A 21004-nucleotide genomic window follows, 5' to 3' on the forward strand; every position below is an offset into this window, starting at 1 on the left:
GGGCGGGACGGGCCTGCGGGCGGACGGGGCGGGGTGGCAGCGGGCTAGTCGAGTAGGTGGTGGCGGAGGGCTGCCAGCTGCTCGTCGGTGACTCCGGCGTGACGCAGGTAGCCCTCGACCGAGCCGTGCCCCTCGCGCAGCTCGGCGAGGAACAGCTCCATCGCTTCGGCGGGCGAGGCCAGGAACGGCGCCGGCACGTTGTCCAGCCCGCCCGGGGTGGTCTCGGCCAGCCAGGCGCCGAACCGGGCCGACGCCTCGGCGGTGAGCGCGTAGTCCGCGACGATGTCGGCGTCGTCGACGCCCAGCACGGCGAGGGTCAAGGCGCAGACGATGCCGGTGCGGTCCTTGCCCGCCACGCAGTGCACCACCACCGGGGCGTTCGCGGATTCCGCGATCAGCCCGACCGCCTCGGCCAGCCCGGCCGTGCCGGTCTGCGCCAGGTCGGCGTAGCGGTCCGCGAGATAGCGGGCCAGGCTGACACCCTCCTCGTGTGGCCGCTCGGCCCAGTCCGCGTGCTCCGGGTGGATGTGCCGGTAGGTCAGCCCCTGGTACGCAGGCACCCGGCCGTCCCGGGCCACCTCGGTCGGGCGGCGCAGGTCGATGACGGTGCGGATGCCGATCGCGGCGAACGCGTCCTGATCCTGCTCGTCCAATCGGTGCAGCGAGTCGGAGCGGTAGAGCCGCCCCCGACGCACGGTGCGGCCGTCGTGGCCGGGGTAGCCACCGACGTCGCGGAAGTTGAAGGTCGCGGGCAGCGAGATGTGTCGGTTGTCCTCGATGGCGTCCACCCTGACACGGTAACGGCCGGTGGGACAGAGCCCCACCGGCCGTCGGGTCCGATCGGCTACCGCCCGGTGCCGGGCGGGAGCGCGCCGTACGTCTCGTCGTAGTAGCCACCCAGCTGGTTCCGGTAGTTCGGGTCGCTGTGGCTGGTCTCGTCGTACTCCGGGGCGGCCTTGATCTGGTCGCGGGTCCGGTCCACGGAGACGATGCGCTGGTCGTGGTCGACCTGGTTGACCGTGCCGGCCGGCAGCATCACCTTCTTGCCGAAGATCCACGGTCCGGTGTCCACCACCAGGTAGCTGCCGTCCACCTCGTGGCTGGCGCTGTCGATCTTTCCGATCCCACCGTCGGTGGCCTCGACCTTGTAGCCGACCAGGTCGGCGTCGGCCACCCCGGCCTGGTCGCGGTAGCGCCAGGGGTCGAAGGCGCCGGCCGGGGCGCCGCCGGGCACGGTGCCCTGGTCGCCTCCGCGCAGCGGCTCCGGCCCGGCGTGCGTCGCGTGCGGGTCGATCCTGTCCATGCCGTTCACTCCTGACTGTCGCCGATGCTCGCGGCGTAGGTGAGTGCGTCTCCGCAGGAGCTACCCGGCCGTCGGGGGCCGGAAACGGCGACGGGCCGACGCCGCGGGTGCGGCGTCGGCCCGTCGGGGCGTATCTGCTCAGGCCAGCGCGGCCTCGGCGTCGAGGGTGACCGCCGCGGCGTGCACCACGGCGGAGATCCGCAGCGCCTCGTGCACCTGCTCGCGGGTGAAGCCGCTGCCCCGCAGCGCCTTCTCGTGCGACTCGAGGCACACTCCGCAGCCGGTGATCGCCGACACGGCGAGGCACCAGAGCTCGAAGTCGCCCTTGTCCACCCCCGGCCGGGCGATGATCTGCATCCGCAGCCGGGCCGGCATCGAGGCGTACTGCTCGTCGCCGATGAGGTGCTTGGCCCGGTAGTAGATGTTGTTCATCGCCATGATGGCCGCGGCGCCCTTGGCCGCCTCGACGCCCTCGGGCCCGAGGTGACCGAGCGCCTCGGCGGCGATCTCGCGCAGCACCACCGGGTTACGGGCGGCCACCGCGCAGGCCAGCGCGGTGCCCCAGGCCTGAACCGGGGTCAGCGTCGAGGTGCCGACGGTGGAGCCCAGGTTGAGTTTGATGTCCTTGGCGTACTCGGGCAGGGCTGCCTTGATCGCGTCCAGACCCATGGTCAGGCTCCGGCGCCGGCGAGGAGGACGTTGGCGTCGAGGGTCTCGCCGCCCTTGTTCCAGTTGCACGGGCACAGCTCGTCGGTCTGCAGCGCGTCGAGCACCCGCAGCACCTCGGAGACGTTACGGCCGACCGAACCGGCGGTGACCATGGCGAACTGGATCTCGTTGTTGGGGTCGACGATGAACGTGGCGCGCTGGGCCACGCCGTCCTCGCCGAGCACGCCGCAGGCGGCGGCCAGCTCGCGCTTGATGTCGCTGAGCATCGGGAAGGGCAGCTCCCGCAGGTCCGGGTGGTCCTTGCGCCACGCGTAGTGGACGTACTCGTTGTCCACCGACGCCCCCAGGACCTGCGCGTCCCGGTCGGCGAACTCGCCGTTGAGCCGGCCGAACTCGGCGATCTCCGTCGGGCAGATGAAGGTGAAGTCCTTCGGCCAGAAGAAGACCACCCGCCACTTGCCCTCGTGGGACTTGTGGTTGAGCGTCTCGAACGCCTTGTCGGCGTCAAGCGACACGCAGGCGGTGAGTTCGTACTCGGGGAAGCGGTCACCGACAGTGAGCAAGGGTCCTCCTTGGGAGCGGCACAGAGGCCGTTAACTGGATCGGTTCCAGATACTTCCGTAGGCGAGTTTCCGCCGCTGAGCGGGCAGGTCACTTGTGAAGCCGATCACGAGCGGCGGGTTGCGTCCGAGACCGGACGAGGGCTGGAGTGAGGCAACGGTGCGTCACCATCCCGCCATGTGGATTGTTCCTCCCAAAACCAGGGGAGCGGTGGCAGAGTAGCGATCGTGACCAGCACCGCCCTGATTATTGCGACCTAGCGCGCCGGCCCTCCCTCCGCCGAGCGCGCAGACCTCCCGCATCCGCGGGGGGTCTTTTTGTTGCTCCGAGAAAGGATCCTGATGACGTTCCAGGTCTACGACACGACGTTGCGCGACGGTGCCCAGCGCGAGGGGCTCACCTACTCGGTGGTCGACAAGCTGGCGGTGGCCCGGCTGCTCGACGAGTTCGGCGTCGGCTTCATCGAGGGCGGCTGGCCGGGCGCGGTGCCCAAGGACACCGAGTTCTTCCGCCGGGCGCGCACCGAGCTGGACCTGCGGCACGGCGTGCTGGTCGCGTTCGGCGCGACCCGCAAGGCCGGCGTGGCGGTCGCCGACGACCCTCAGGTACGCGGCCTGCTGGACGCGCAGACCCCGGCGGTGGCGCTGGTCGCGAAGGCCGACACCCGGCACGTCGAGCGCGCGCTGCGCACGACCGGCGCGGAGAACCTGGCGATGATCCACGACACCGTGAGTCACCTCGTCGGCGAGGGCCGCCGGGTCTTCGTGGACGGCGAGCACTTCTTCGACGGCTACCGGCACGCCCCGGCGTACGGCGCGGCCGTGGTGCAGACCGCGCTGGCCGCCGGCGCCGAGCGGATGGTCCTGTGCGACACCAACGGCGGCATGCTGCCGTCCCAGGTGACCGCCGTGATCGCCGACCTCACCGGCCGGCTGGGGATCGACGCGGGGCTGCTCGGCATGCACGCGCAGAACGACACCGCCTGCGCGGTGGCCAACACGATCGCCGCGGTCGAGGCGGGCGTCCGCCACGTCCAGGGCACCGCCAACGGGTACGGCGAGCGCCCCGGCAACGCCGACATCTTCACGGTCGTCGCGAACCTTCAACTCAAGCTGGGCATGCCCGTCCTACCGGAGGGCTGCCTGGCGCAGATGGTGCGGGTCTCGCACGCCATCGCCGAGATCGCCAACATCGCCCCCGACACCCACCAGGCCTATGTCGGGGCTGCCGCCTTCGCCCACAAGGCGGGGCTGCACGCGAGTGCGATCAAGGTCGACCCGTTGCTCTACAACCACGTGGACCCGTCGGTGGTGGGCAACGACATGCGGATCCTGGTAACCGAGATGGCCGGCCGGGCCAGCGTCGAGCTCAAGAGTCGTGAGCTCGGCCTGGACCTGGCCGGCCGGCCGGAGGCGCTGACCCGGGTCACCAACCGGGTCAAGGAGTTGGAGGCCGGCGGGTGGTCCTTTGAGGCCGCGGACGCCTCCTTCGAGCTGCTGGTCCGCTCCGAGTTGCCGGAGGGCGGCCCGGCTCGGCCGTTCACTCTGGAGTCGTACCGGGTGCTGGTCGAGCATCGCGAGGACGGCGCGGTGGTCTCCGAGGCGACCGTCAAGATCCGGGTACGGGGTGAGCGGGTGATCGCCACTGCCGAGGGCAACGGTCCGGTCAACGCCCTGGACGAGGCACTGCGGGTGGGGCTGGCCCGGCACTACCCGCAGCTGCGCGACTTCGAGCTGGCCGACTACAAGGTGCGCATCCTGGAGGGCAGCCACGGCACCGGCGCGGTCACCCGGGTGCTGCTGGAGACCGCCGACGGCGGCGGCCGGGACTGGACCACCGTGGGTGTGCACCCCAACGTGGTCGAGGCCAGCTGGCACGCCCTCGTCGACGCCCTCACCTACGGCTTGGGCGTAAGGAAGGGCACCTTGTCAACGCCTCCGGTGGAGGATGGGCCCCCTACCAACACTCCGGCCGGCGCGCACGGGACGCCGGGCGGGCGCTGAGGATCGGTGCGGCGTCCGGTGGGGAGTCAGGCGGCGGGGAGGCGGATTGTGGCCAGTACGGGACGGTGGTCGGTGCCGGGTAGGTCGTGCACGGCCACGGCCCGGACGGCTATCCGGCGATCGATCAGCACGTGGTCGATGGTGACCGGCGGGATCAGGTCGCCGTCGTACGGGCCCCAGGTGCCGGTGAGCCCCGCCCCGGTGGCGTCGGCGGCATCGACGTAGCCGGTGCGCAGCAGGGCCCGCAGCGGGCCGTGGTCGAGGGTGGCGTTGAAGTCCCCGGCGAGGATTCGCAGGCCACCGTCCGGAGTGGCCGGTGGCTGGGTGGTGAGGTCGCCCCGCCAGGCGCCGACCTGGTCCAGCGCGTACGGCGCGGAGGGGTGGACCGACTCGACGCGGACCGGGGGCGCGCCGGGGACGGCCAGCGTGCCGTACGCCTGACTGAAGCCCCAACCGCCGCGGTTGTGCCGGACACCGGCGTCGGTGATCGGCCAGCGCGAGTAGAGGCCGGAGCCGGGCGTGCCGATCTGCGCGTTGAGCTGTCGGTGCGGCAGTAGGCGGTCGAGACCGAGCCGGTCCAGGGCGGCCTGCGCGTCCGGGGTGAACTCCTGCACGGTGAGCACGTCCACCCGGTGCCGCCGGACCAGCTCGACCAGTGTCCGGGCGTCGGCGGAGCCGGCGAGCAGGTTGGCGGTGAGCAGCCGCACGATGGGCCCGCCTGCCGCCGGTTGCGGAGCGGCCAGGGCCCGGGGTGCGACCACGCCGATCAGCACCGCCGCGGCCAGCGCCGCGACCGCCGCCGGCCACCAGCGCCGTAGGGCGAGGGCGAGGGTCAGGGCCAGCACGCTCCAGCCCGCGACGTACGGGGTGAAGGCGAGCGCCTGCACCAGCGGCCCCCGGTCCAGGCCGGCCAGCCGGGCGGCGGCCCAGGCGGTCGTCGGTACGACCGCCAACCAGCAGAGCGCCGTGCCGATCCCGTCGGCGCGGCGTCGGGTCGGCGCGGGCGGAGCGTCGACGATCATGGCGGTCAGCCTAGCGGCAACTGCCCGGTCCCATTTTCGTGAATGGTGACGCGCTCGCATTTCACAATTATCTGACGGTTGGCCGACAGTCCAATAAAGCTCGATCAACTATCGACGTTCGGCTTTTTCCGGTGCTACGTTCCATCTGGCCTAAACGACGCCACTCTGAGTAGTAATCCCTGCTCAGGCCGGATGCAGATCGTTGAGAAATCAACAACCTCACCAGGTGCGCGTGGGAATGCTTCCTCCGGTCTCATTGTCGTCGTCCACCTATTACAGGCAGTCATCCGTCCCGCCCCGCGGGTCGGCCGAATTCGCACGGTCACACAAGGGGGACCTGTCATGAGCACATCTTTCCGACGTAAGGCGGCAGCGGTCACGTTCGCTGTCCTGGGGCTGAGCCTGGCCGGCGGCGGGATCGCCGTCGCCCAGCCGAACGCGAAGGCGCCGGCGGAGACCGTCCAGCCGGCGGCGCGCAGCACGAACGCCCAGCCGCCGGTGACGGCGGAGTCCACTCGCAAGGCGAAGGCCGCACTGAAGGCCGGTGGGGCAACCACGCTCGCCGCCAGCACGTCCATCGTGGTCGTCAACGCCAACGGCACCAGGGCGCGCGGCGTCGGCACCGTGATCAAGTACGGCGTCGGCCAGTACGAGGTCCAGTTCGCTCGCAACGTCACCGGCGGCGTCTTCGTGGCCACCATCGGCCGCGCTGACGCCTGCTGCATCCCGTCTGCCGGCGAAATCTCGGTAGCGCGCCGGCTCAGCACGCCGAACGCGGTCTTCGTGCAGACCCGCAACTCGGCGGGGGTTGAGGCCGACCTGGGCTTCCACCTGGTCGTCCACACCCCCGACGGTCCGGGAGCCGGCCCTGGACAAGGGCCGGCGCCCCGGGTTGTTCCGATGAAGCCGCCGGCCCACCCGGCGGCTTCGCCCTGCACCCGGTCTGCCGCCGTAAGCGTGCCTCGTGCCGTCCCGGGGCCGTTGTCACCCGACCGGACAGTTCATCCCGGGCCGGGGTGCCCTTGGGCACTTCGGCGCTGATAATCCGACGTTTGCCGGGCTGCCGCCCCGGGAAGCAAGCACCGTGACGGACATCTCGGACACCCTGGCCAGCATGCCCAGCCCGGTCGATCCAGAGCCGACCGGCGGCGAGCTGGAACAGACCCTCTTCGAGGTCAAACGCGTGATCGTCGGGCAGGATCGGCTCGTCGAACGCCTGCTCACCGCCCTGGTCGCCAACGGGCACTGTCTCCTCGAGGGGGTGCCCGGCGTGGCCAAGACACTGGCCGCGCAGACCCTCGCGACCGTGGTCGGCGGGACCTTCTCCCGGATCCAGTTCACCCCGGACCTGGTCCCCTCCGACATCGTCGGCACCCGGATCTACCGGGCCTCCAAGGAGACCTTCGACATCGAGCTGGGCCCGATCATGGCCAACCTCGTGCTGGCCGACGAGATCAACCGGGCCCCCGCCAAGGTCCAGTCGGCGCTGCTGGAGGCGATGGCGGAGCGGCAGGTCTCGATCGGTGGGCGCAGCTGGCCGGTCCCGACGCCGTTCCTGGTGCTGGCCACCCAGAACCCGATCGAGTCCGAGGGGGTCTATCAGCTCCCGGAGGCGCAGCGCGACCGCTTCCTGATGAAGGTGGTGGTGGACTACCCGAGCGACGCCGACGAGTTGGCGATCCTCTACCGGATGAGCACCGACCGGCCGAGCCCGCGCCAGGTGCTCGACGCGCAACGGCTGCGGGACCTCCAGGTCCACGCCGAGCGGGTCTTCGTCCACCACGCGTTGGCCGAGTACGTGGTCCGGCTCATCCTCGCCACCCGCGACCCGGGCCGGTTCGGGCTACCCGAGATCGCGCCACTGCTGGCGTACGGGGCCAGCCCACGGGCCACCCTCGGCCTGGTCGCGGCAGCCCGGGCCCGGGCGCTGCTGCGGGGGCGGGAGTACGTGCTGCCCGAGGACGTCCGTGAGCTGGCGGTGGACGTCCTCGCCCACCGGCTGGTGCTCTCCTTCGACGCGGTGGCCGACGGGGTCTCGGCCGAGAGCGTGGTTCGCCGGCTGGTGGAGGCCGTACCACCGCCCCGACTGGCCAACGGCCACCCACAGCAGGCCCCTGATTTGGCGGCGGCATGAGGCGCGTCGTCGCCGCGCAGGCCGATCCCGGCCTCGCCGAGCTGGCTCCGGACCAGCGGCTGCGCCGCCTGGAGTTGACCGTCACCCGCCGGCTGAACGGCCTGCTGCACGGCCAGTACCGGGGCCTGCTGCCCGGGCCGGGCAGCGAACCAGCCGGCAGCCGCGAGTACCGGCCGGGCGAGGACGAGGTCCGCCGGATGGACTGGGCGGTGACCGCCCGGACCGCCGTGCCGCACGTCCGGCAGGTCGACGCCGACCGGGAACTGACCACCTGGCTGCTGGTCGACGCCAGCGCCAGCATGGAGTTCGGCACCGCCGAGCTGGACAAGCGGGAGCTGGCGGTCGCCGCGGTCGCCGCGATCGGCTTCCTGACCGCCGGCGTCGGCAACCGGCTCGGGGCCCAGGTGCTGCGCGCCGACGGGGTCCGGCGCTTTCCGGCCCGCAGCGGGCGTACCCATCTGCTCGGCCTGCTCCGCGCGCTGCTGGCCGCCCCCCGCGCCACCGCACCCGGCGACCGGCCAGGGCCGTCGGTCGGGGTGTCGGTCGGGCCGCCGGAGCTGGCGGACGGGCTCGACGCCCTGCACCGGACCGCCAACCGGCGCGGTCTGGTCGTGGTGGTCTCCGACTTCCTCGACGGACTACCCGACGACCCCGAGGAGCCACCGCCCTGGGAGCGGACCCTGCGTCGGCTGGCCGTCCGGCACCAGGTGCTGGCGATCGAAGTGACCGACCCGCGTGAGCTGGAGCTGCCGGACGTCGGCCTGATCACGCTGGTCGACCCGGAAACCGGCCGCCGGCGCGAGGTGTGCACATCGGACCGTCGACTGCGGGACCGGTACGCCGCAGCCGCCGCCGCCCAGCGTGACCAGGTCCACCAGGCGCTGCGGCGCAGCGGGACCACCCACCTGGCGCTGCGCACCGACCGGGACTGGAGCGTGGACATCGTCCGGCACGTGCACGCCCAGCGCCGCTTGGCCGCCGCCCCGGCCGGAGTCGTCCGGGCAGGTGCCGCGTGAACTGGCAGTCGCCGGTGCGACTCTGGCTGCTGCTCGGCGTGCTCGCCCTGGTCGTCGCGTACCTGGTGATGCAGCGCCGACGCAGCCGGTACGCCGTCCGCTTCACCAACCTGCGGCTGCTGGACCGGGTGGCGCCGGAGCGGCCGGCGTGGCGCCGGCACGTCCCCGCCGGGCTGTTCCTGGCCATGCTGGCGCTGCTCGTGGTCGGCTTCGCCCGGCCCACCGCCGAGGTCCAGGTGCCCCGGGAACGCGCCACGGTGATGGTGGCGGTGGACGTGTCCACCTCCATGCTCGCCACCGACGTCGACCCGGACCGGCTGACCGCGGCGAAGCAGGCGGCGCGGCGCTTCGTCGACGGCCTGCCCGACGAGTTCAACGTCGGTCTGGTCGCGTTCGCCGGCAGCGCCGCCGTGCTGGTGCCGCCCGGCACCGACCGGGAGGCTCTGGAAGACGGGATCGGCCGGCTCGCCGAGGGGGTGACCGGCGTGCAGGGCACCGCGATCGGCGAGGCCATCAACACCTCCCTCGGCGCGGTCAAGGGCCTGGACAGCCAGGCCGCCACGGAGACCCCGCCGGCCCGGATCATCCTGCTCTCCGACGGGGCGAACACCTCCGGAATGGACCCCATGGAGGCGGCGGCGGACGCGGTGGCGGCGGAGGTGCCGGTGCACGCAATCTCCTTCGGCACCCCGTCCGGGTTCGTGGACCGGGGCGGGCGGCCGATCCAGGTGCCGGTCGACGGGCAGACCCTCAAAGCGGTCGCCGACGAGACCGGCGGGATGTTCCACGAGGCCAGCACCACCGAGGAGCTGCGCGCCGTCTACGACGACATCGGCAGCTCGGTCGGCTACCGCACCGAACGGCAGGACGTCTCGGCCCGGTTCATCGGCCTCGGACTGGTCTTCGCGATGGGCGCCGCCGCCGGCTCGATGCGCTGGTTCTCCCGGCTTCCCTGACCCGCCGCGCGCAAGGACTTCGACCGTGAGGAGTACGCATGGCAGTGCCGACCGGACTGGGCGAACCGCGCGGTCCCTGGTTCATATCGCCGGAACTCGACCCGGACGGCCGCGGGTTCTGGGACCCGCCCGGTACCGGGCGGGACCGCGGGGGGCGGCGACCGGGCAGACTGCTCGCCGCGCTGGCGGTGGTGGCGATCTCCGCCGTCTCGGGAGCCGTGGCCGGTGGCGTGGTGGCCGGCCGGGACGGCGTTCCGGGCGAGGCCGCGGCGTCCGCCGCCCCGGTGCCGGCGGAGTTGGTCACCGCCGCCGAACGGACCGTGCCCGGAGTGGTGTCGGTGCTCGCCGGCGGCGCGAACGGCTCGTCCGCGACCGGTTCGGGCTTCGCGGTCGACGACCAGCAGCACCTCATCACCAACGACCACATCCTGGCGAAGGGGGGCGGCGGACCGGTGACGGTGGAGCTGCCCGACGGCCGCCGGTACGCCGCCGAGGTGGTCGGCCGGGAGCCGCGCAGCGACCTGGCGGTGCTGAAGGTGCCCGCGTCCGCCGGGCTCGCCCCGTTGCCGCTGGCCAAGCCGGGTGCCACCCGGGTCGGTGAGCCGGTGCTCGCGGTGGGCTCACCGCTCGGCCTGTCCGGGACGGTCACCGCGGGCATCGTCAGCGCGTTGGACCGTCAGGTGCGGTTGGGCAACAACCGGCACAGCGCGGTGCAGACCGACGCCTCGATCAATCCGGGTAACTCGGGTGGGCCGTTGGTCAACGCCCGTGGGGAGGTGGTCGGGGTGAACACCGCGATCGCCACCATCGACGGCAATGGCTCGATCGGGATCGGATTCGCCATCCCGATCGAGCAGGTGCAGCAGACCGCCGACACGATCATCGGCAAGGGTGGCTGAGCTGCCCGGACACCCCGGCGGCGGCCCGTGGGATCGCCGCCAGTGTCGGATATCCGGCCGGAGAGCATCGGTCCATGGAAATATCGCGCTGGGTATGGATACTGGCGGAGGTGGAGCGTCCTCTTCTCGTGGTCCTCCTGCTGGTGGGCCTGGTCATCGGAATTGCAGTGGGGTCGGCGTACACCCGGGCGCGGCGCGGGTGGAGTGACTACCAGACCATCAAGAAGTCGGTGCCGGGTGCCCGCCGCAGCGCGTGGCTGCTGATCCGGGCCGTCGCCACCAAGGCCGGGGTGATCGCGCTGCTGCTGTTCGGCGCGGTGGCGTACGCCGCGGTCGGCGCCGACGATGAGACCGCGGGCCCGGCGCCCAGCCCGTCGGCGACGCAGAGTGAACCGCCGCACCGGTGACCCCGGGAGCGGTGGTGCGGGTTAGCCTCGGGGCGTGGACGACGGACTGCGGGTGACCGACCGGTGGGTCGTCCCCGCCGGGGAGCTGCGGGAGCGCTTCTCCCGCTCGTCCGGGCCCGGTGGGCAGGGCGTGAACACCGCCGACTCGCGGGTCGAGCTGAGCTATGACCTGGCCAACTCGCCGGCCGTGCCGGAGTCGGTCCGGTCCCGGGCGCTGGCCCGGCTGGCCAACCGCCTGGTGGACGGGGTGCTGACGATCGCCGCCAGTGAGCATCGGGCGCAGCTGGCCAACCGGGAGGCGGCCCGCGAGCGGATGGTCGCGCTGCTGCGCGAGGCCGCGGCGCCTCCGCCTCCGCCGCGCCGGGCCACGCGCCCGTCCCGGGGAGCCAAGGAGCGCCGGCTGGCCGAGAAGAAGCGCCAGTCCCAGCGCAAGCGCGACCGCCGCGTCGACGGCGACTAGTACCTCCCACGACAGGCTCGGCGCCCTCGTGGGCTCTTGAGTGACAGAATCTGGAATCTGTCAGTCGAACGATGTACGCTCAGCGGGTCACCCAGGAGAGGAAGACCCATGGACACCCGCACCCTTGGCACCACCGGCCCCACCGTCTCCGCACTCGGGCTCGGCCTGATGGGCATGTCCGACCTCTACGGCGCCGCCGACGAGGCCGAGAGCATCGCCACCATCCACGCCGCGCTCGACGCCGGCGTCACCCTGCTCGACACCGGCGACTTCTACGGCATGGGGCACAACGAGCTGCTGCTGCGCGAAGCGCTGCGCGGCCGTAACCGGGACGACGCCGTGATCAGCGTCAAGTTCGGCGCGCTGCGCGACGCCGAGGGCGGCTGGAACGGCATCGACGTCCGACCCGCCGCGATCAAGAACTTCCTGGCGTACACCCTGCGCCGTCTCGGCACCGACCACGTCGACATCTACCGCCCCGCCCGGCTTGCGCCGGACGTGCCGGTGGAGGACGTGGTGGGCACCCTGGCCGAGCTGGTCAAGGCCGGCCACATCCGGCACATCGGCCTGTCCGAGGTGAGCGCCGAGACGCTGCGCCGTGCGCACGCCGTGCACCCGATCACCGACCTCCAGATCGAGTACTCGCTGATCTCCCGCGACCCCGAGGCCGAGATCCTGCCGACGGCCCGTGAGCTGGGCGTCGGGGTCACCGCCTACGGGGTGCTGTCCCGGGGCCTGATCAGCGGCCACTGGACGGCGCAGCGGGAGACCGCCGGCACCGACTTCCGCAGCCACCTGCCCCGGTTCGCCGGCGCCAACCTGGACCGCAACCTCGCCCTGGTGGACGCCCTGCGCACCATCGCCGAGGCTCGCGGCGTCACCGTGGCGCAGATCGCCATCGCCTGGGTGCTCGCCCGGGGCGAGAGCATCGTGCCGCTGATCGGCGCCCGCCGTCGGGACCGGCTGACCGAGGCGCTGGGCGCCGCGGCGATCACCCTGACCGAGGCGGACCTGGCCGCGATCGAGGCCGCCGTCCCGGCCGGCGCGGCCGCCGGCGCCCGCTACGACGAGGCGCAGATGGCGCACCTGGACAGCGAGCGGGCATGACCGCCCGGCCGTGGCGCGACCGCCGGCCGGGGGCCGCGCCACGGCCGCCCGCGCGGTCAGGGAGGCTGGAGGAATGAGCGACGCCACCGCCCTGACGGCCGACCGCATCCTCGACACCGCCGAGGAGGTGCTGCGCCGGTACGGGCCGGCCAAGGCCACCGTGCTGGACGTCGCCCGCGCGCTGGGCGTCAGCCACGGCAGCGTCTACCGGCACTTCGCCAGCAAGGCGGCGCTGCGCGAGGCGGTCGCCGAACGTTGGCTGGCCCGGGTCTCCACCCCGCTGATCGAGGTGGCCACCGGCCCCGGCCCAGCCCCGCAGCGGCTGCGCCGGTGGCTGGCCGAGCTGAGCGGCACCAAGCGCCGGATGGCCCGGGAGGACCCGGAGCTGTTCGACAACTTCCACCAGCTGGCCACCCTCTCCGAGGGCGCGGTCGCCAACCACCTAGAGGTCCTCGCCGGCCAGCTCAGCCTGATCGTCGCGGACGGGGTGGCGGCCGGTGAGTTCAGCGTGCCCGACCCGGCGGTGGCCGGCCGGGCGCTGTTGCAGGCCACCGCCCGGTTCCACCACCCGTCCCACCGCACCGAGTGGAGCGAGCCGGGCCTCGACGACGACATGGCGGCGGTGGTGGCGCTGCTGATCGACGGCCTGCGGACCCGCCCCGCGAGCTGACCCGAACGCTTCCCGGTCAGGCGGGCACGGCGGCGAGCAGCCGGTCGCGCAGCACGGCGGCCCGGTCGGCGAACCCGCGCTGCGCGGTGGCGTACTCCGCGCGGCCCTCCGGCGTCTCCACCCGCACCGGCGGATGGCCGAGCGCCGCCAGGTCGTACGGGGAGGCCCGCATGTCCAGGGTGCGGATCTCCCGGGCCAGCTCGAAGCAGTCCGCGACGAGCTCCGAGGGCAGCAGCGGCGACAGCTTGTACGCCCACTTGTAGAGGTCCATGTTGGCGTGTAGGCAGCCCGGCTGCTCGTGTGCGTGCTGGGTCTCCCGAGTCGGGGTGAGCACGTTCAACGGCCGGGCCGGCGGCGTGAAGAACCGGAACGCGTCGAAGTGGCTGCACCGCACGCCCCGCTCCTCGACGATCGCGGCGGTCCGCTCCGGGTCCAGCCGCAACGGCCAGGCGTTGTGCCGCAGCTCCTCGCGGGTCTGCCGGTAGACCATCGCCCACTCGTGCATCCCGAAGCAGCCGAAGTGCGGCGTCCGCCCGGCGGTGGCCGCCAGCAGCGAGCGGATCCAGCCGATCGAGTCGCCGCGCCGCGCGCGTACCGCCTCGGTGTCGAGGGTGACCCCGACGTCGGTGGCGCGGTAGTCCCGGCCGAACTCGGCCGGATCCGCACCGCGCAGCTCGACCCCGGCGCCCGGGTGCCAGCGACGCAGCTGGGCCGGACGGTGCGAGTAGTAGGTGAACAGGAAGTCCGCCACCGGATGCCGCTCGCCGCGGCGTCGGCGGGCCAGGTGCGGCGTCAGCCAGGCGTCCACCCGCTCCTCGTGCGCCCGGCGGCGGGCCTGCCAGGCCGCCACGTCGAGCACGGCGGGGGCGAGGGCGGCGGTCACGGACCCCAGGGTACGACCGCCGCCCACCCGCCGGTCAGGGCATGTCGACCCGCACCCCGGCGGAGAACACCCCGCTGCGCAGCTCCAGCTGCCGCGGTGGGTCCCGCCCGTCGACGGTGAAGACCAGCGGGAGCACCACCCGGCTGCCCGCGGCCACGGGATCGGCGAAGACGTCCCGACCCAGGTTGGCCGCCCGGGTGGCCGGCTCGTCGGTGCTCACCCAGCGCCCGCCGGGCAGGTAGGCCCGTTGCAGCTGACCGTGCCAGGGCTGCTGATCGCCGGTGACGTTGCGCACACCGACGGTGGCCTGGCAGCGCCGGCCGGCGGCCGTACCGCCGCCGTCGGCCGGCCCGGCGGCGCCGGCCGCACCGCAGGACACCCGGTACACGGTGAACTCGAACGCCGACTCGCGCAGCGGCACGCCGACCGGGCCGGCAACCGCGGTGCCCATCCACGCGCCGCTGGTCGGCTGCTTCTGGGTGTCGATCGACGCGACCCGACGGGTAGCCGTCCAGCCGGCAGCGCCGAGCACGCCGGCCAGCAGGACCACCGCCGCGCTGACCAGCAACCAGACCGGCGGGGTACGCCGACGCGTCGTCGGACTCGGGGCGGGCGGGCGCGGATAGACCGTCCCGCGTCCGCCCGTGGCCAGGGCGGCGGCCGTCACCCGACGCCCGCGTTGGCGACGCCACACCCAGAACGCACCGGCGCAGAGCAGCAGCAGGACGGCCAGCCCGGCCAGCAGGACCGGGATCCGCCGCCAGGGCGGCGCCTCGGTGACCTGGGCCGCGGGTGTCGCCGCCGCCTGCCAGGTGGCTGTGGCGCAGTCGTACGGTCGGCTGCCGTCGCTGGTGAACGCGCAGGCGGGCGCGGTCAACGATTGGCCCGGTGCGGTCGCTGTGAGCGCGGTGCCCAGCGTGGTGGTGCTGTGCGCGGGCAGCCTCAACCGCCAGGTCACCTCGGCGGCGGACCCGCCGGCGCGGGTGGCCCGGCCGCCGAAGCTGATCGAGGTGGCCGAGGCGCCGGGTGGCAGCTCCTGGCGCACCGTGGTGTCGACCGGCGAGTTGCCCACGTTGCGGACGTGGATCCGGTATCGGGGCGCGGGGCTGCTCTCCGGCGCGACGGCCACCGTGACCGGTGGCGGGATCGCCTTCGCCGGTGTCCGCGAGGGTGGCGCCACCGCTGGCGGCGCCGACGGTGGGGTGGGCTCCGGGCTCGCCGCGGCGGGCGCCCGTGCGGCCACCACCACCGGCGGCGGCGTGCCGGCGACCGGTGGCGGCACGGCCGCCGCCGGTCGTGGCGTGGCCGCCGTTGGTTGTGGCGTGACGGCCGGTGGTCGTGGCGTGGCCGCCGCCTCCGGGGCCGCCGCCGGCAGGGCCGGCACGGCGGCGAGGATGCCGAGGCAGTGCACGAGCACTGCGAGGGCTCTGTGGTGTCGTGTCGATGCAGGCATACGAACGAACCTCCGGAGCCGACGCTAGGGGCGGGCCGCCTCCGTGCGGGTACGAAGTCGGGAAGCCGGCCCGGGCCGTCGTCGCCTCGGGTAAAGTGCCCCGCTCTGACGGCTTGAGCACACCCGGCAGCCGGTCCTGGCCGGTAAACCCCTCGGCGGGGATAGATTGGCCGGGTGCGTATCGCTCGTTTCGCTCATGCCAAGGGAATGTCATTCGGGGTCGTCGAGGGTGAGCCGGAGGCCGGGCCGCAGAGCCTGACCATCGCCGAGATCGAAGGCCACCCGTTCGGCAAGCTCTCCTTCAGTGGGGCCCGCTGGGCCCTCTCCGACGTCCGGCTGCTCTCGCCGATCCTGCCCAGCAAGGTGGTCTGCGTGGGTCGCAACTACGCCGACCACGCCGCCGAGCACGGCACCGAGGTGCCCAAGGAGCCGTTGCTCTTCCTCAAGCCGTCCACCTCGGTGATCGGTCCCCGGGACGCGATCCGGCTGCCGATCTTCTCCAAGCAGGTGGAGCACGAGGCGGAGCTCGCGGTGGTGATCGGAGCGCCGGGCGCGCGCCGCGCCGACCGGGCCGCCGCCGAACGCGCCATCTTCGGCTACACCTGTGCCAACGACGTCACCGCCCGTGATCTCCAGCGCTCGGACGGGCAGTGGACCCGGGCGAAGGGCTTCGACTCGTTCTGCCCGATCGGTCCGTGGATCACCACCGGGCTGGACGTCTCCGATCTGGAGATCCGGTGTGAGGTGGGCCGCAACCCGGAGGAGATGGAGGTACGCCAGCTCGGCCGGACGAAGGACATGGTCTTCGATGTGCCCGGCCTGGTGTCGTACATCTCGCACGTGATGACGCTGCTGCCCGGCGACGTGGTGCTCACCGGCACGCCGGCCGGGGTTAGCCCGCTCGTCGAGGGGGATACGGTCACCGTGCGGATCGAGGGGATCGGCGAGCTCACCAACCCGGTGGTCCCGGTCGCCTGATCCGTCCGATGCCCCTGTTTCCGCAGCTCACGAGCGGTTCGGGGGGATCGGATTTGGCCTGTCGGCACCGGGAGGGTAATGTTCACTCCCGGCGCCGCAAGGGGCCAATGGGGTATGGGGTAATTGGCAGCCCGACTGATTCTGGTTCAGTTAGTCTAGGTTCGAGTCCTGGTACCCCAGCGCAGCTGGGATTCGTGAGAATCCCGGACGCTGGATTCTGACGGAGTTCGACTCCGCCCCTGCGGGGGCGGAGGGTGGTCTCTGGTAGAGTGCAGCTCCTCCGTCCGCGAGGGTGGAGGAGCAGAAGTGGTTCTGGCCCCGTCGTCTAGTGGCCCAGGACGCCGCCCTCTCAAGGCGGTAGCGCCGGTTCGAATCCGGTCGGGGCTACATCAGCGCACAGCCCGTCTCACCTGGTGAGGCGGGCTGTTTCGTGTCCGCCTCGTGCACCCCGCCGGGCCCGCACCCCGTGCTGCCCCTCCGCGTACGGTGCCGCTAGACTACAGCCGCACCGCTCGCCAGGGCGGTGAAGCAGGAAAGTTCTGGCCCCGTCGTCTAGTGGCCCAGGACGCCGCCCTCTCAAGGCGGTAGCGCCGGTTCGAATCCGGTCGGGGCTACAACCAAGGCCCGTCTCGCAAAGCGAGACGGGCCTTTCCCGTATCCACCCCTGGCTCTGGTGACCCCGCATGCCCCTTGATCACCGCAGGCGGGCCGTGGGGCGGTCAGAGACCGGAGAGGCGTTGGCCTGCTCTGACCACCGCCATGGCGTGGCGTTCGCCGGGGCGGCGGCCGAGGCGCTCGATCGGGCCGGAGATGCTGACGGCGGCGATCACCCGGCCGGTGCGGTCCCGGATCGGGGCGGAGACGCTCGCCACACCGGCCTCCCGCTCGGCGACGCTCTGCGCCCAGCCACGGCGCCGTACCTCGGCCAGGGTGCGGCCGGTGAACTTGCTGCGCGGCAGCAGCGGCATCACCGCCTCCGGCGGCTCCCAGGCGAGCAGGATCTGGGCTGCGGACCCGGCGGTCATCGGCAGCACCGACCCGACCGGAACGGTGTCCCGCAGGCCGCTGGCACGCTCCGCCGCCGCCACGCAGATCCGCTCGTCGGCGCGGCGCAGGTAGAGCTGTGCGCTCTCGCCGGTGGCGTCGCGCAGTGCGGCCAGCAGCGGCTCGGCGGCGGTCAGCAGGACGTCCGGCGCGGCGTTGGCCAGCTCGCCCAACCGCGGGCCGGGGCGCCAACGGCCCTGGGTGTCCCGGACCAGCATCCGGTGAATCTCCAGGGCCTGCGCCAGCCGGTGCGCGGTGGCCCGGGGCAGCTTCGTGCGCTCAACGAGTTCGGCCAGGCTGGCGCCGTCGACACAGGCGGCCAGGATGACCACCGCCTTGTCGAGAACGCCGACACCGCTCATACTGTGTCCCACAAGCCGAAACTTACCTCCCAGAATTTAGGATGTCCAGATGGTGGGAGTCACTCCTGAGCCGAGGACCCTGGCCGAGAAGGTCTGGGACGCGCACGTCGTACGGTCCGCCGCTGGTGAGCCGGACCTGCTCTTCATCGACCTGCACCTGCTGCACGAGGTGACCAGCCCGCAGGCGTTCGACGGGCTGCGGCTCGCCGGGCGCCGGGTGCGCCGTACCGACCTGACGCTCGCGACCGAGGACCACAACACCCCGACCGGGTACGCCGATCCGGCGTTCCGGTCCCGCCGTGGTGATTTGCTCACCATCGCGGACCCCACGTCGCGGACGCAGATCGAGACGCTGCGCCGCAACTGCGCCGAGTTCGGCGTGCGGCTGCACCCGCTCGGCGACGACAACCAGGGCATCGTGCACGTGATCGGTCCGCAGCTCGGCCTCACCCAGCCGGGCATGACCATCGTCTGCGGCGACTCACACACCGCTACCCACGGCGCGTTCGGAGCGCTCGCCTTCGGCATCGGCACCAGCGAGGTGGAGCACGTGCTGGCCACCCAGACGCTGCCGCAGAGCCGGCCGAAGACCATGGCCGTGAACGTCACCGGCCAGCTCGCCTCCGGGGTCACCGCCAAGGACCTGGTGCTCGCGCTGATCGCCCAGGTCGGCACCGGCGGCGGTCGCGGGCACATCGTCGAGTACCGCGGCGAGGCCATCCGCGCCCTCTCCATGGAGGGTCGGATGACCATCGCCAACATGTCCATCGAGTGGGGCGCCAAGGCAGGCATGATCGCGCCGGACGAGACCACCTTCGCGTACCTGAAGGGTCGGCCGAACGCGCCGCAGGGCGCGGACTGGGACGCGGCGGTCAAGTGGTGGCGGACGCTGCCCACCGACGAGGGCGCGCGCTTCGACGCCGAGGTGACCCTGGACGCCAGCCGGATCACCCCGTTCGTCACCTGGGGCACCAACCCCGGGCAGGGCGCGCCACTGAGCGCGCCGGTGCCGGACCCGCAGGAGTTCGCCACCGACTCCGAGCGTGCCGCGGCCCGCCGTGCGCTGGAGTACATGGACCTGCGTGCCGGCACGCCGCTGCGTGAGCTGCCCATCGACGTGGTCTTCGTGGGTTCCTGCACCAACGGCCGGCTGGAGGACCTGCGGGCCGCCGCGGACGTGCTGCGCGGCCACACGGTCGCCGACGGGGTCCGGATGCTCGTGGTGCCCGGCTCCGCCGCAGTGCGGGAGGCCGCCGAGGCCGAGGGGCTGGACAAGGTCTTCGTCGACGCCGGCGCCGAGTGGCGGTTCGCCGGCTGCTCGATGTGCCTGGGGATGAACCCCGACACGCTGAAGCCGGGCGAGCGCTCCGCCTCCACCTCCAACCGCAACTTCGAGGGCCGTCAGGGCCGGGGCGGTCGTACCCACCTGGTCTCCCCGCCGGTCGCCGCCGCCACCGCCGTGGTCGGTCGGCTGGCCGCCCCCGCCGACCTGTAGAAGGGATTGAGGAGATGGACAAGTTCACCACCCACACCGGCACCGCCGTGCCGCTGCGGCGCTCCAACGTGGACACCGATCAGATCATCCCGGCCGTGTACCTCAAGCGGGTGACTCGGACCGGCTTCGCCGACGGCCTGTTCAGTGCGTGGCGGGAAGATCCGGCATTCGTGCTCAACGATCAATCGTATTCCGGGGCGTCGATCCTCATCGCCGGTCCGGAGTTCGGTACCGGATCCTCCCGCGAGCACGCCGTCTGGGCGCTGCGGGACTGGGGCTTTCGCGCTGTCGTGGCCCCGCGCTTCGGCGACATCTTCCGCGGCAACGCACTCAAGGAAGGTCTGCTGCCGGTCGAGTTGGAATTGAAAGCCGTCGAAGAGCTGTGGGGCCTGGTCGAGGCGGATCCGAGCACTCCGGTGACCGTCGACCTGACCGCCCGCCAGATCCGGGCCGGGGACGCCAGCTGGTCTTTCCCGCTGGATGACTTCAGCCGGTGGCGGTTGCTGGAGGGCCTGGACGACATTGGACTCACCCTCCGGCACGCCGACGACATCGACGCCTACGAGGCGGGGCGACTGCCGTTCCTGCCCTTGGTGGCATAGCCGTACGCCCGACCGCACACCGGATTGCACCCCCATCGGTCCAACCGGTGGGGGTGAATCCGTTACGACACAAGGGCTTTTTTCTACCGAATGTTTGTGTCCCGGCAGCACAGGGCATACCGTGCGCGCAGAATGGCTCGCGTCGAGTCAGTTGCACAATCGGGAGGAAGTCGTGAACAAGGCCGAGCTCATCGAGGCGCTCGCCGTTCGCCTGGGGGACCGGAAAACGGCGATGGCCGCGCTCGACGCGGTCCTCACTGAGGTCCAGGCGGCGGTTACCAAGGGCGAGAAGGTGGCGATCACCGGATTCGGAGCCTTCGAAAAGCGTGTGCGTGGCGCCCGAACAGCGCGCAATCCGCGTACCGGCGAGGCGGTGAAGGTCAAGAAGACATCTGTCCCCACCTTCCGCGCCGGCGCCGGGTTCAAGGAGATGGTGGCCAGCGGCAAGGTGCCGAAGGCCACGGCGGCGGCGAAGAAGACCGCCGCCGCCACCGCCAAGGCGGCGGGCGCCAAGGCGGCGGGCGCCAAGGCGGCGGGCGCCAAGGCGGCGGGCGCCAAGGCGGCGGGCACCAAGGCCACCGCGGCCAAGGCGGCCACCAAGAAGACCGCCCCGGCCAAGGCGACGAAGACCGCCGCGGCCACCAAGGCGGCCACCAAGAAGACCGCTCCGGCCAAGGCGACGAAGACCGCCGCGGCCACCAAGGCGGCCGCCAGCAAGAAGACCGCTCCGGCGAAGAAGAGCGCCGCGGCGACCAGGGCCACCGCGGCGAAGAAGACCACCACGGCGGCGAGCAAGAGCACGGCGGCGAAGAAGGCCCCGGCCAAGAAGGCCCCGGCCAAGAAGGCGGCCAGCAAGCGCTGACCGACCCGCACGAAAGGGCGTCCACCCGTAGGGTGGGCGCCCTTTTCGGCGTAGCCGGACCGTTGACCGGGCGGGCCGGCACACGCAGAATCGCCGTGCCGGCCCCCCTTTGCCGGCC

General features: G+C 72.5%; 22 protein-coding genes and 3 tRNA genes. 17 read left to right on the forward strand and 8 right to left on the reverse strand.

All coding sequences use genetic code 11. The annotated features are described in order from the left end of the window. Positions 1 to 44 precede the first annotated feature (44 nt). The 4 genes from BUS84_RS30125 to BUS84_RS30140 form a co-directional block, all read right to left on the reverse strand. Positions 45 to 788, reverse strand: a complete 744-nt coding sequence (locus BUS84_RS30125; RefSeq protein WP_074317659.1) for a tyrosine-protein phosphatase — start codon at positions 786 to 788, stop codon at positions 45 to 47. A gap of 56 nt (positions 789 to 844) precedes the next feature. Continuing rightward, positions 845 to 1303, reverse strand: coding sequence for a PRC-barrel domain-containing protein (locus BUS84_RS30130; protein WP_074319214.1), 459 nt, complete (start codon positions 1301 to 1303; stop codon positions 845 to 847). Between the two features lie 138 nt (positions 1304 to 1441). Next, positions 1442 to 1972: an alkylhydroperoxidase, AhpD family gene (ahpD, locus tag BUS84_RS30135; protein WP_074317661.1), complete on the reverse strand. Its 531-nt coding sequence runs from the start codon at positions 1970 to 1972 to the stop codon at positions 1442 to 1444. A 2-nt stretch (positions 1973 to 1974) separates the two neighbouring features. Next, on the reverse strand, positions 1975 to 2535 hold the full coding sequence (locus BUS84_RS30140) for a peroxiredoxin (protein ID WP_074317662.1): 561 nt from the start codon (positions 2533 to 2535) through the stop codon (positions 1975 to 1977). 339 nt (positions 2536 to 2874) lie between these two features. On the opposite strand from BUS84_RS30140, the gene cimA reads away from it, so the two are divergent. Further along, on the forward strand, positions 2875 to 4536 hold the full coding sequence (gene cimA, locus BUS84_RS30145; RefSeq protein ID WP_244298775.1) for a citramalate synthase: 1662 nt from the start codon (positions 2875 to 2877) through the stop codon (positions 4534 to 4536). A 26-nt stretch (positions 4537 to 4562) separates the two neighbouring features. On the opposite strand, the gene BUS84_RS30150 is transcribed toward cimA, so the two are convergent. Further along, entirely contained in the window at positions 4563 to 5558 is a 996-nt protein-coding gene (locus BUS84_RS30150) for an endonuclease/exonuclease/phosphatase family protein (RefSeq protein ID WP_084757642.1), read from the reverse strand. Positions 5559 to 5900: 342 nt separating this feature from the next. Between BUS84_RS30150 and BUS84_RS30155 the strand changes: the two genes are divergently transcribed. The 9 genes from BUS84_RS30155 (at position 5901) to BUS84_RS30195 (ending at position 13207) form a co-directional block, all read left to right on the forward strand. Further along, on the forward strand, positions 5901 to 6599 hold the full coding sequence (locus tag BUS84_RS30155) for a hypothetical protein (RefSeq protein WP_208869764.1): 699 nt from the start codon (positions 5901 to 5903) through the stop codon (positions 6597 to 6599). Positions 6600 to 6642: 43 nt separating this feature from the next. Then, complete coding sequence (locus BUS84_RS30160) at positions 6643 to 7692, forward strand: AAA family ATPase (RefSeq protein WP_074317663.1); 1050 nt, start codon at positions 6643 to 6645, stop codon at positions 7690 to 7692. Then, positions 7689 to 8708, forward strand: coding sequence for a DUF58 domain-containing protein (locus BUS84_RS30165; protein WP_074317665.1), 1020 nt, complete (start codon positions 7689 to 7691; stop codon positions 8706 to 8708). The genes BUS84_RS30160 and BUS84_RS30165 overlap by 4 nt, the downstream gene beginning before the upstream one ends. After that, a complete protein-coding gene (locus BUS84_RS30170; protein ID WP_074317666.1) occupies positions 8705 to 9664 on the forward strand; it encodes a VWA domain-containing protein in 960 nt (319 codons plus the stop codon). The genes BUS84_RS30165 and BUS84_RS30170 overlap by 4 nt, the downstream gene beginning before the upstream one ends. Positions 9665 to 9702: 38 nt before the next feature. Then, on the forward strand, positions 9703 to 10563 hold the full coding sequence (locus BUS84_RS30175; RefSeq protein ID WP_074317668.1) for a S1C family serine protease: 861 nt from the start codon (positions 9703 to 9705) through the stop codon (positions 10561 to 10563). A 110-nt stretch (positions 10564 to 10673) separates the two neighbouring features. Then, positions 10674 to 10970 carry a hypothetical protein gene (locus BUS84_RS30180; RefSeq protein ID WP_074317670.1) on the forward strand — a complete coding sequence of 99 codons (297 nt, stop codon included), beginning with the start codon at positions 10674 to 10676 and terminating at the stop codon, positions 10968 to 10970. Positions 10971 to 11004: 34 nt separating this feature from the next. After that, positions 11005 to 11430: an alternative ribosome rescue aminoacyl-tRNA hydrolase ArfB gene (arfB, locus tag BUS84_RS30185; protein WP_074317671.1), complete on the forward strand. Its 426-nt coding sequence runs from the start codon at positions 11005 to 11007 to the stop codon at positions 11428 to 11430. Between the two features lie 108 nt (positions 11431 to 11538). After that, positions 11539 to 12537 carry an aldo/keto reductase gene (locus tag BUS84_RS30190; RefSeq protein ID WP_074317673.1) on the forward strand — a complete coding sequence of 333 codons (999 nt, stop codon included), beginning with the start codon at positions 11539 to 11541 and terminating at the stop codon, positions 12535 to 12537. Positions 12538 to 12610: 73 nt separating this feature from the next. Beyond that, entirely contained in the window at positions 12611 to 13207 is a 597-nt protein-coding gene (locus BUS84_RS30195; RefSeq protein WP_074317675.1) for a TetR/AcrR family transcriptional regulator, read from the forward strand. A 16-nt stretch (positions 13208 to 13223) separates the two neighbouring features. On the opposite strand, the gene BUS84_RS30200 is transcribed toward BUS84_RS30195, so the two are convergent. Further along, the gene (locus BUS84_RS30200) at positions 13224 to 14090 is read right to left on the reverse strand and encodes a 3-methyladenine DNA glycosylase (RefSeq protein ID WP_074319216.1); all 867 of its coding nucleotides are present in this window, start codon (positions 14088 to 14090) and stop codon (positions 13224 to 13226) included. A 34-nt stretch (positions 14091 to 14124) separates the two neighbouring features. Then, complete coding sequence (locus tag BUS84_RS30205; RefSeq protein WP_074317676.1) at positions 14125 to 15543, reverse strand: hypothetical protein; 1419 nt, start codon at positions 15541 to 15543, stop codon at positions 14125 to 14127. Between the two features lie 174 nt (positions 15544 to 15717). On the opposite strand from BUS84_RS30205, the gene BUS84_RS30210 reads away from it, so the two are divergent. The 4 genes from BUS84_RS30210 (at position 15718) to BUS84_RS30225 (ending at position 17135) form a co-directional block, all read left to right on the forward strand. Further along, positions 15718 to 16521, forward strand: a complete 804-nt coding sequence (locus tag BUS84_RS30210; RefSeq protein WP_074317678.1) for a fumarylacetoacetate hydrolase family protein — start codon at positions 15718 to 15720, stop codon at positions 16519 to 16521. Between the two features lie 108 nt (positions 16522 to 16629). Further along, a tRNA-Gln gene (locus tag BUS84_RS30215) sits at positions 16630 to 16701 on the forward strand. A 134-nt stretch (positions 16702 to 16835) separates the two neighbouring features. Next, positions 16836 to 16908, forward strand: a tRNA-Glu gene (locus BUS84_RS30220). A gap of 154 nt (positions 16909 to 17062) precedes the next feature. Then, positions 17063 to 17135 (forward strand) — tRNA-Glu (locus BUS84_RS30225). A 105-nt stretch (positions 17136 to 17240) separates the two neighbouring features. On the opposite strand, the gene BUS84_RS30230 is transcribed toward BUS84_RS30225, so the two are convergent. Next, a complete protein-coding gene (locus BUS84_RS30230) occupies positions 17241 to 17927 on the reverse strand; it encodes an IclR family transcriptional regulator (RefSeq protein ID WP_036374687.1) in 687 nt (228 codons plus the stop codon). Between the two features lie 49 nt (positions 17928 to 17976). On the opposite strand from BUS84_RS30230, the gene leuC reads away from it, so the two are divergent. From leuC to BUS84_RS30245, 3 genes are all read left to right on the forward strand, one after another. Further along, positions 17977 to 19422, forward strand: coding sequence for a 3-isopropylmalate dehydratase large subunit (leuC, locus tag BUS84_RS30235; protein WP_074317680.1), 1446 nt, complete (start codon positions 17977 to 17979; stop codon positions 19420 to 19422). Between the two features lie 14 nt (positions 19423 to 19436). Continuing rightward, positions 19437 to 20024, forward strand: coding sequence for a 3-isopropylmalate dehydratase small subunit (gene leuD, locus BUS84_RS30240; RefSeq protein WP_074317682.1), 588 nt, complete (start codon positions 19437 to 19439; stop codon positions 20022 to 20024). Positions 20025 to 20196: 172 nt separating this feature from the next. Further along, positions 20197 to 20886 (forward strand): HU family DNA-binding protein, encoded by a 690-nt coding sequence (locus tag BUS84_RS30245; protein ID WP_208869765.1) that lies wholly within the window; start codon positions 20197 to 20199, stop codon positions 20884 to 20886. Positions 20887 to 21004 lie beyond the last annotated feature (118 nt).

Source organism: Micromonospora cremea, assembly GCF_900143515.1.
GTDB classification, from domain to species: Bacteria; Actinomycetota; Actinomycetes; order Mycobacteriales; family Micromonosporaceae; genus Micromonospora; species Micromonospora cremea.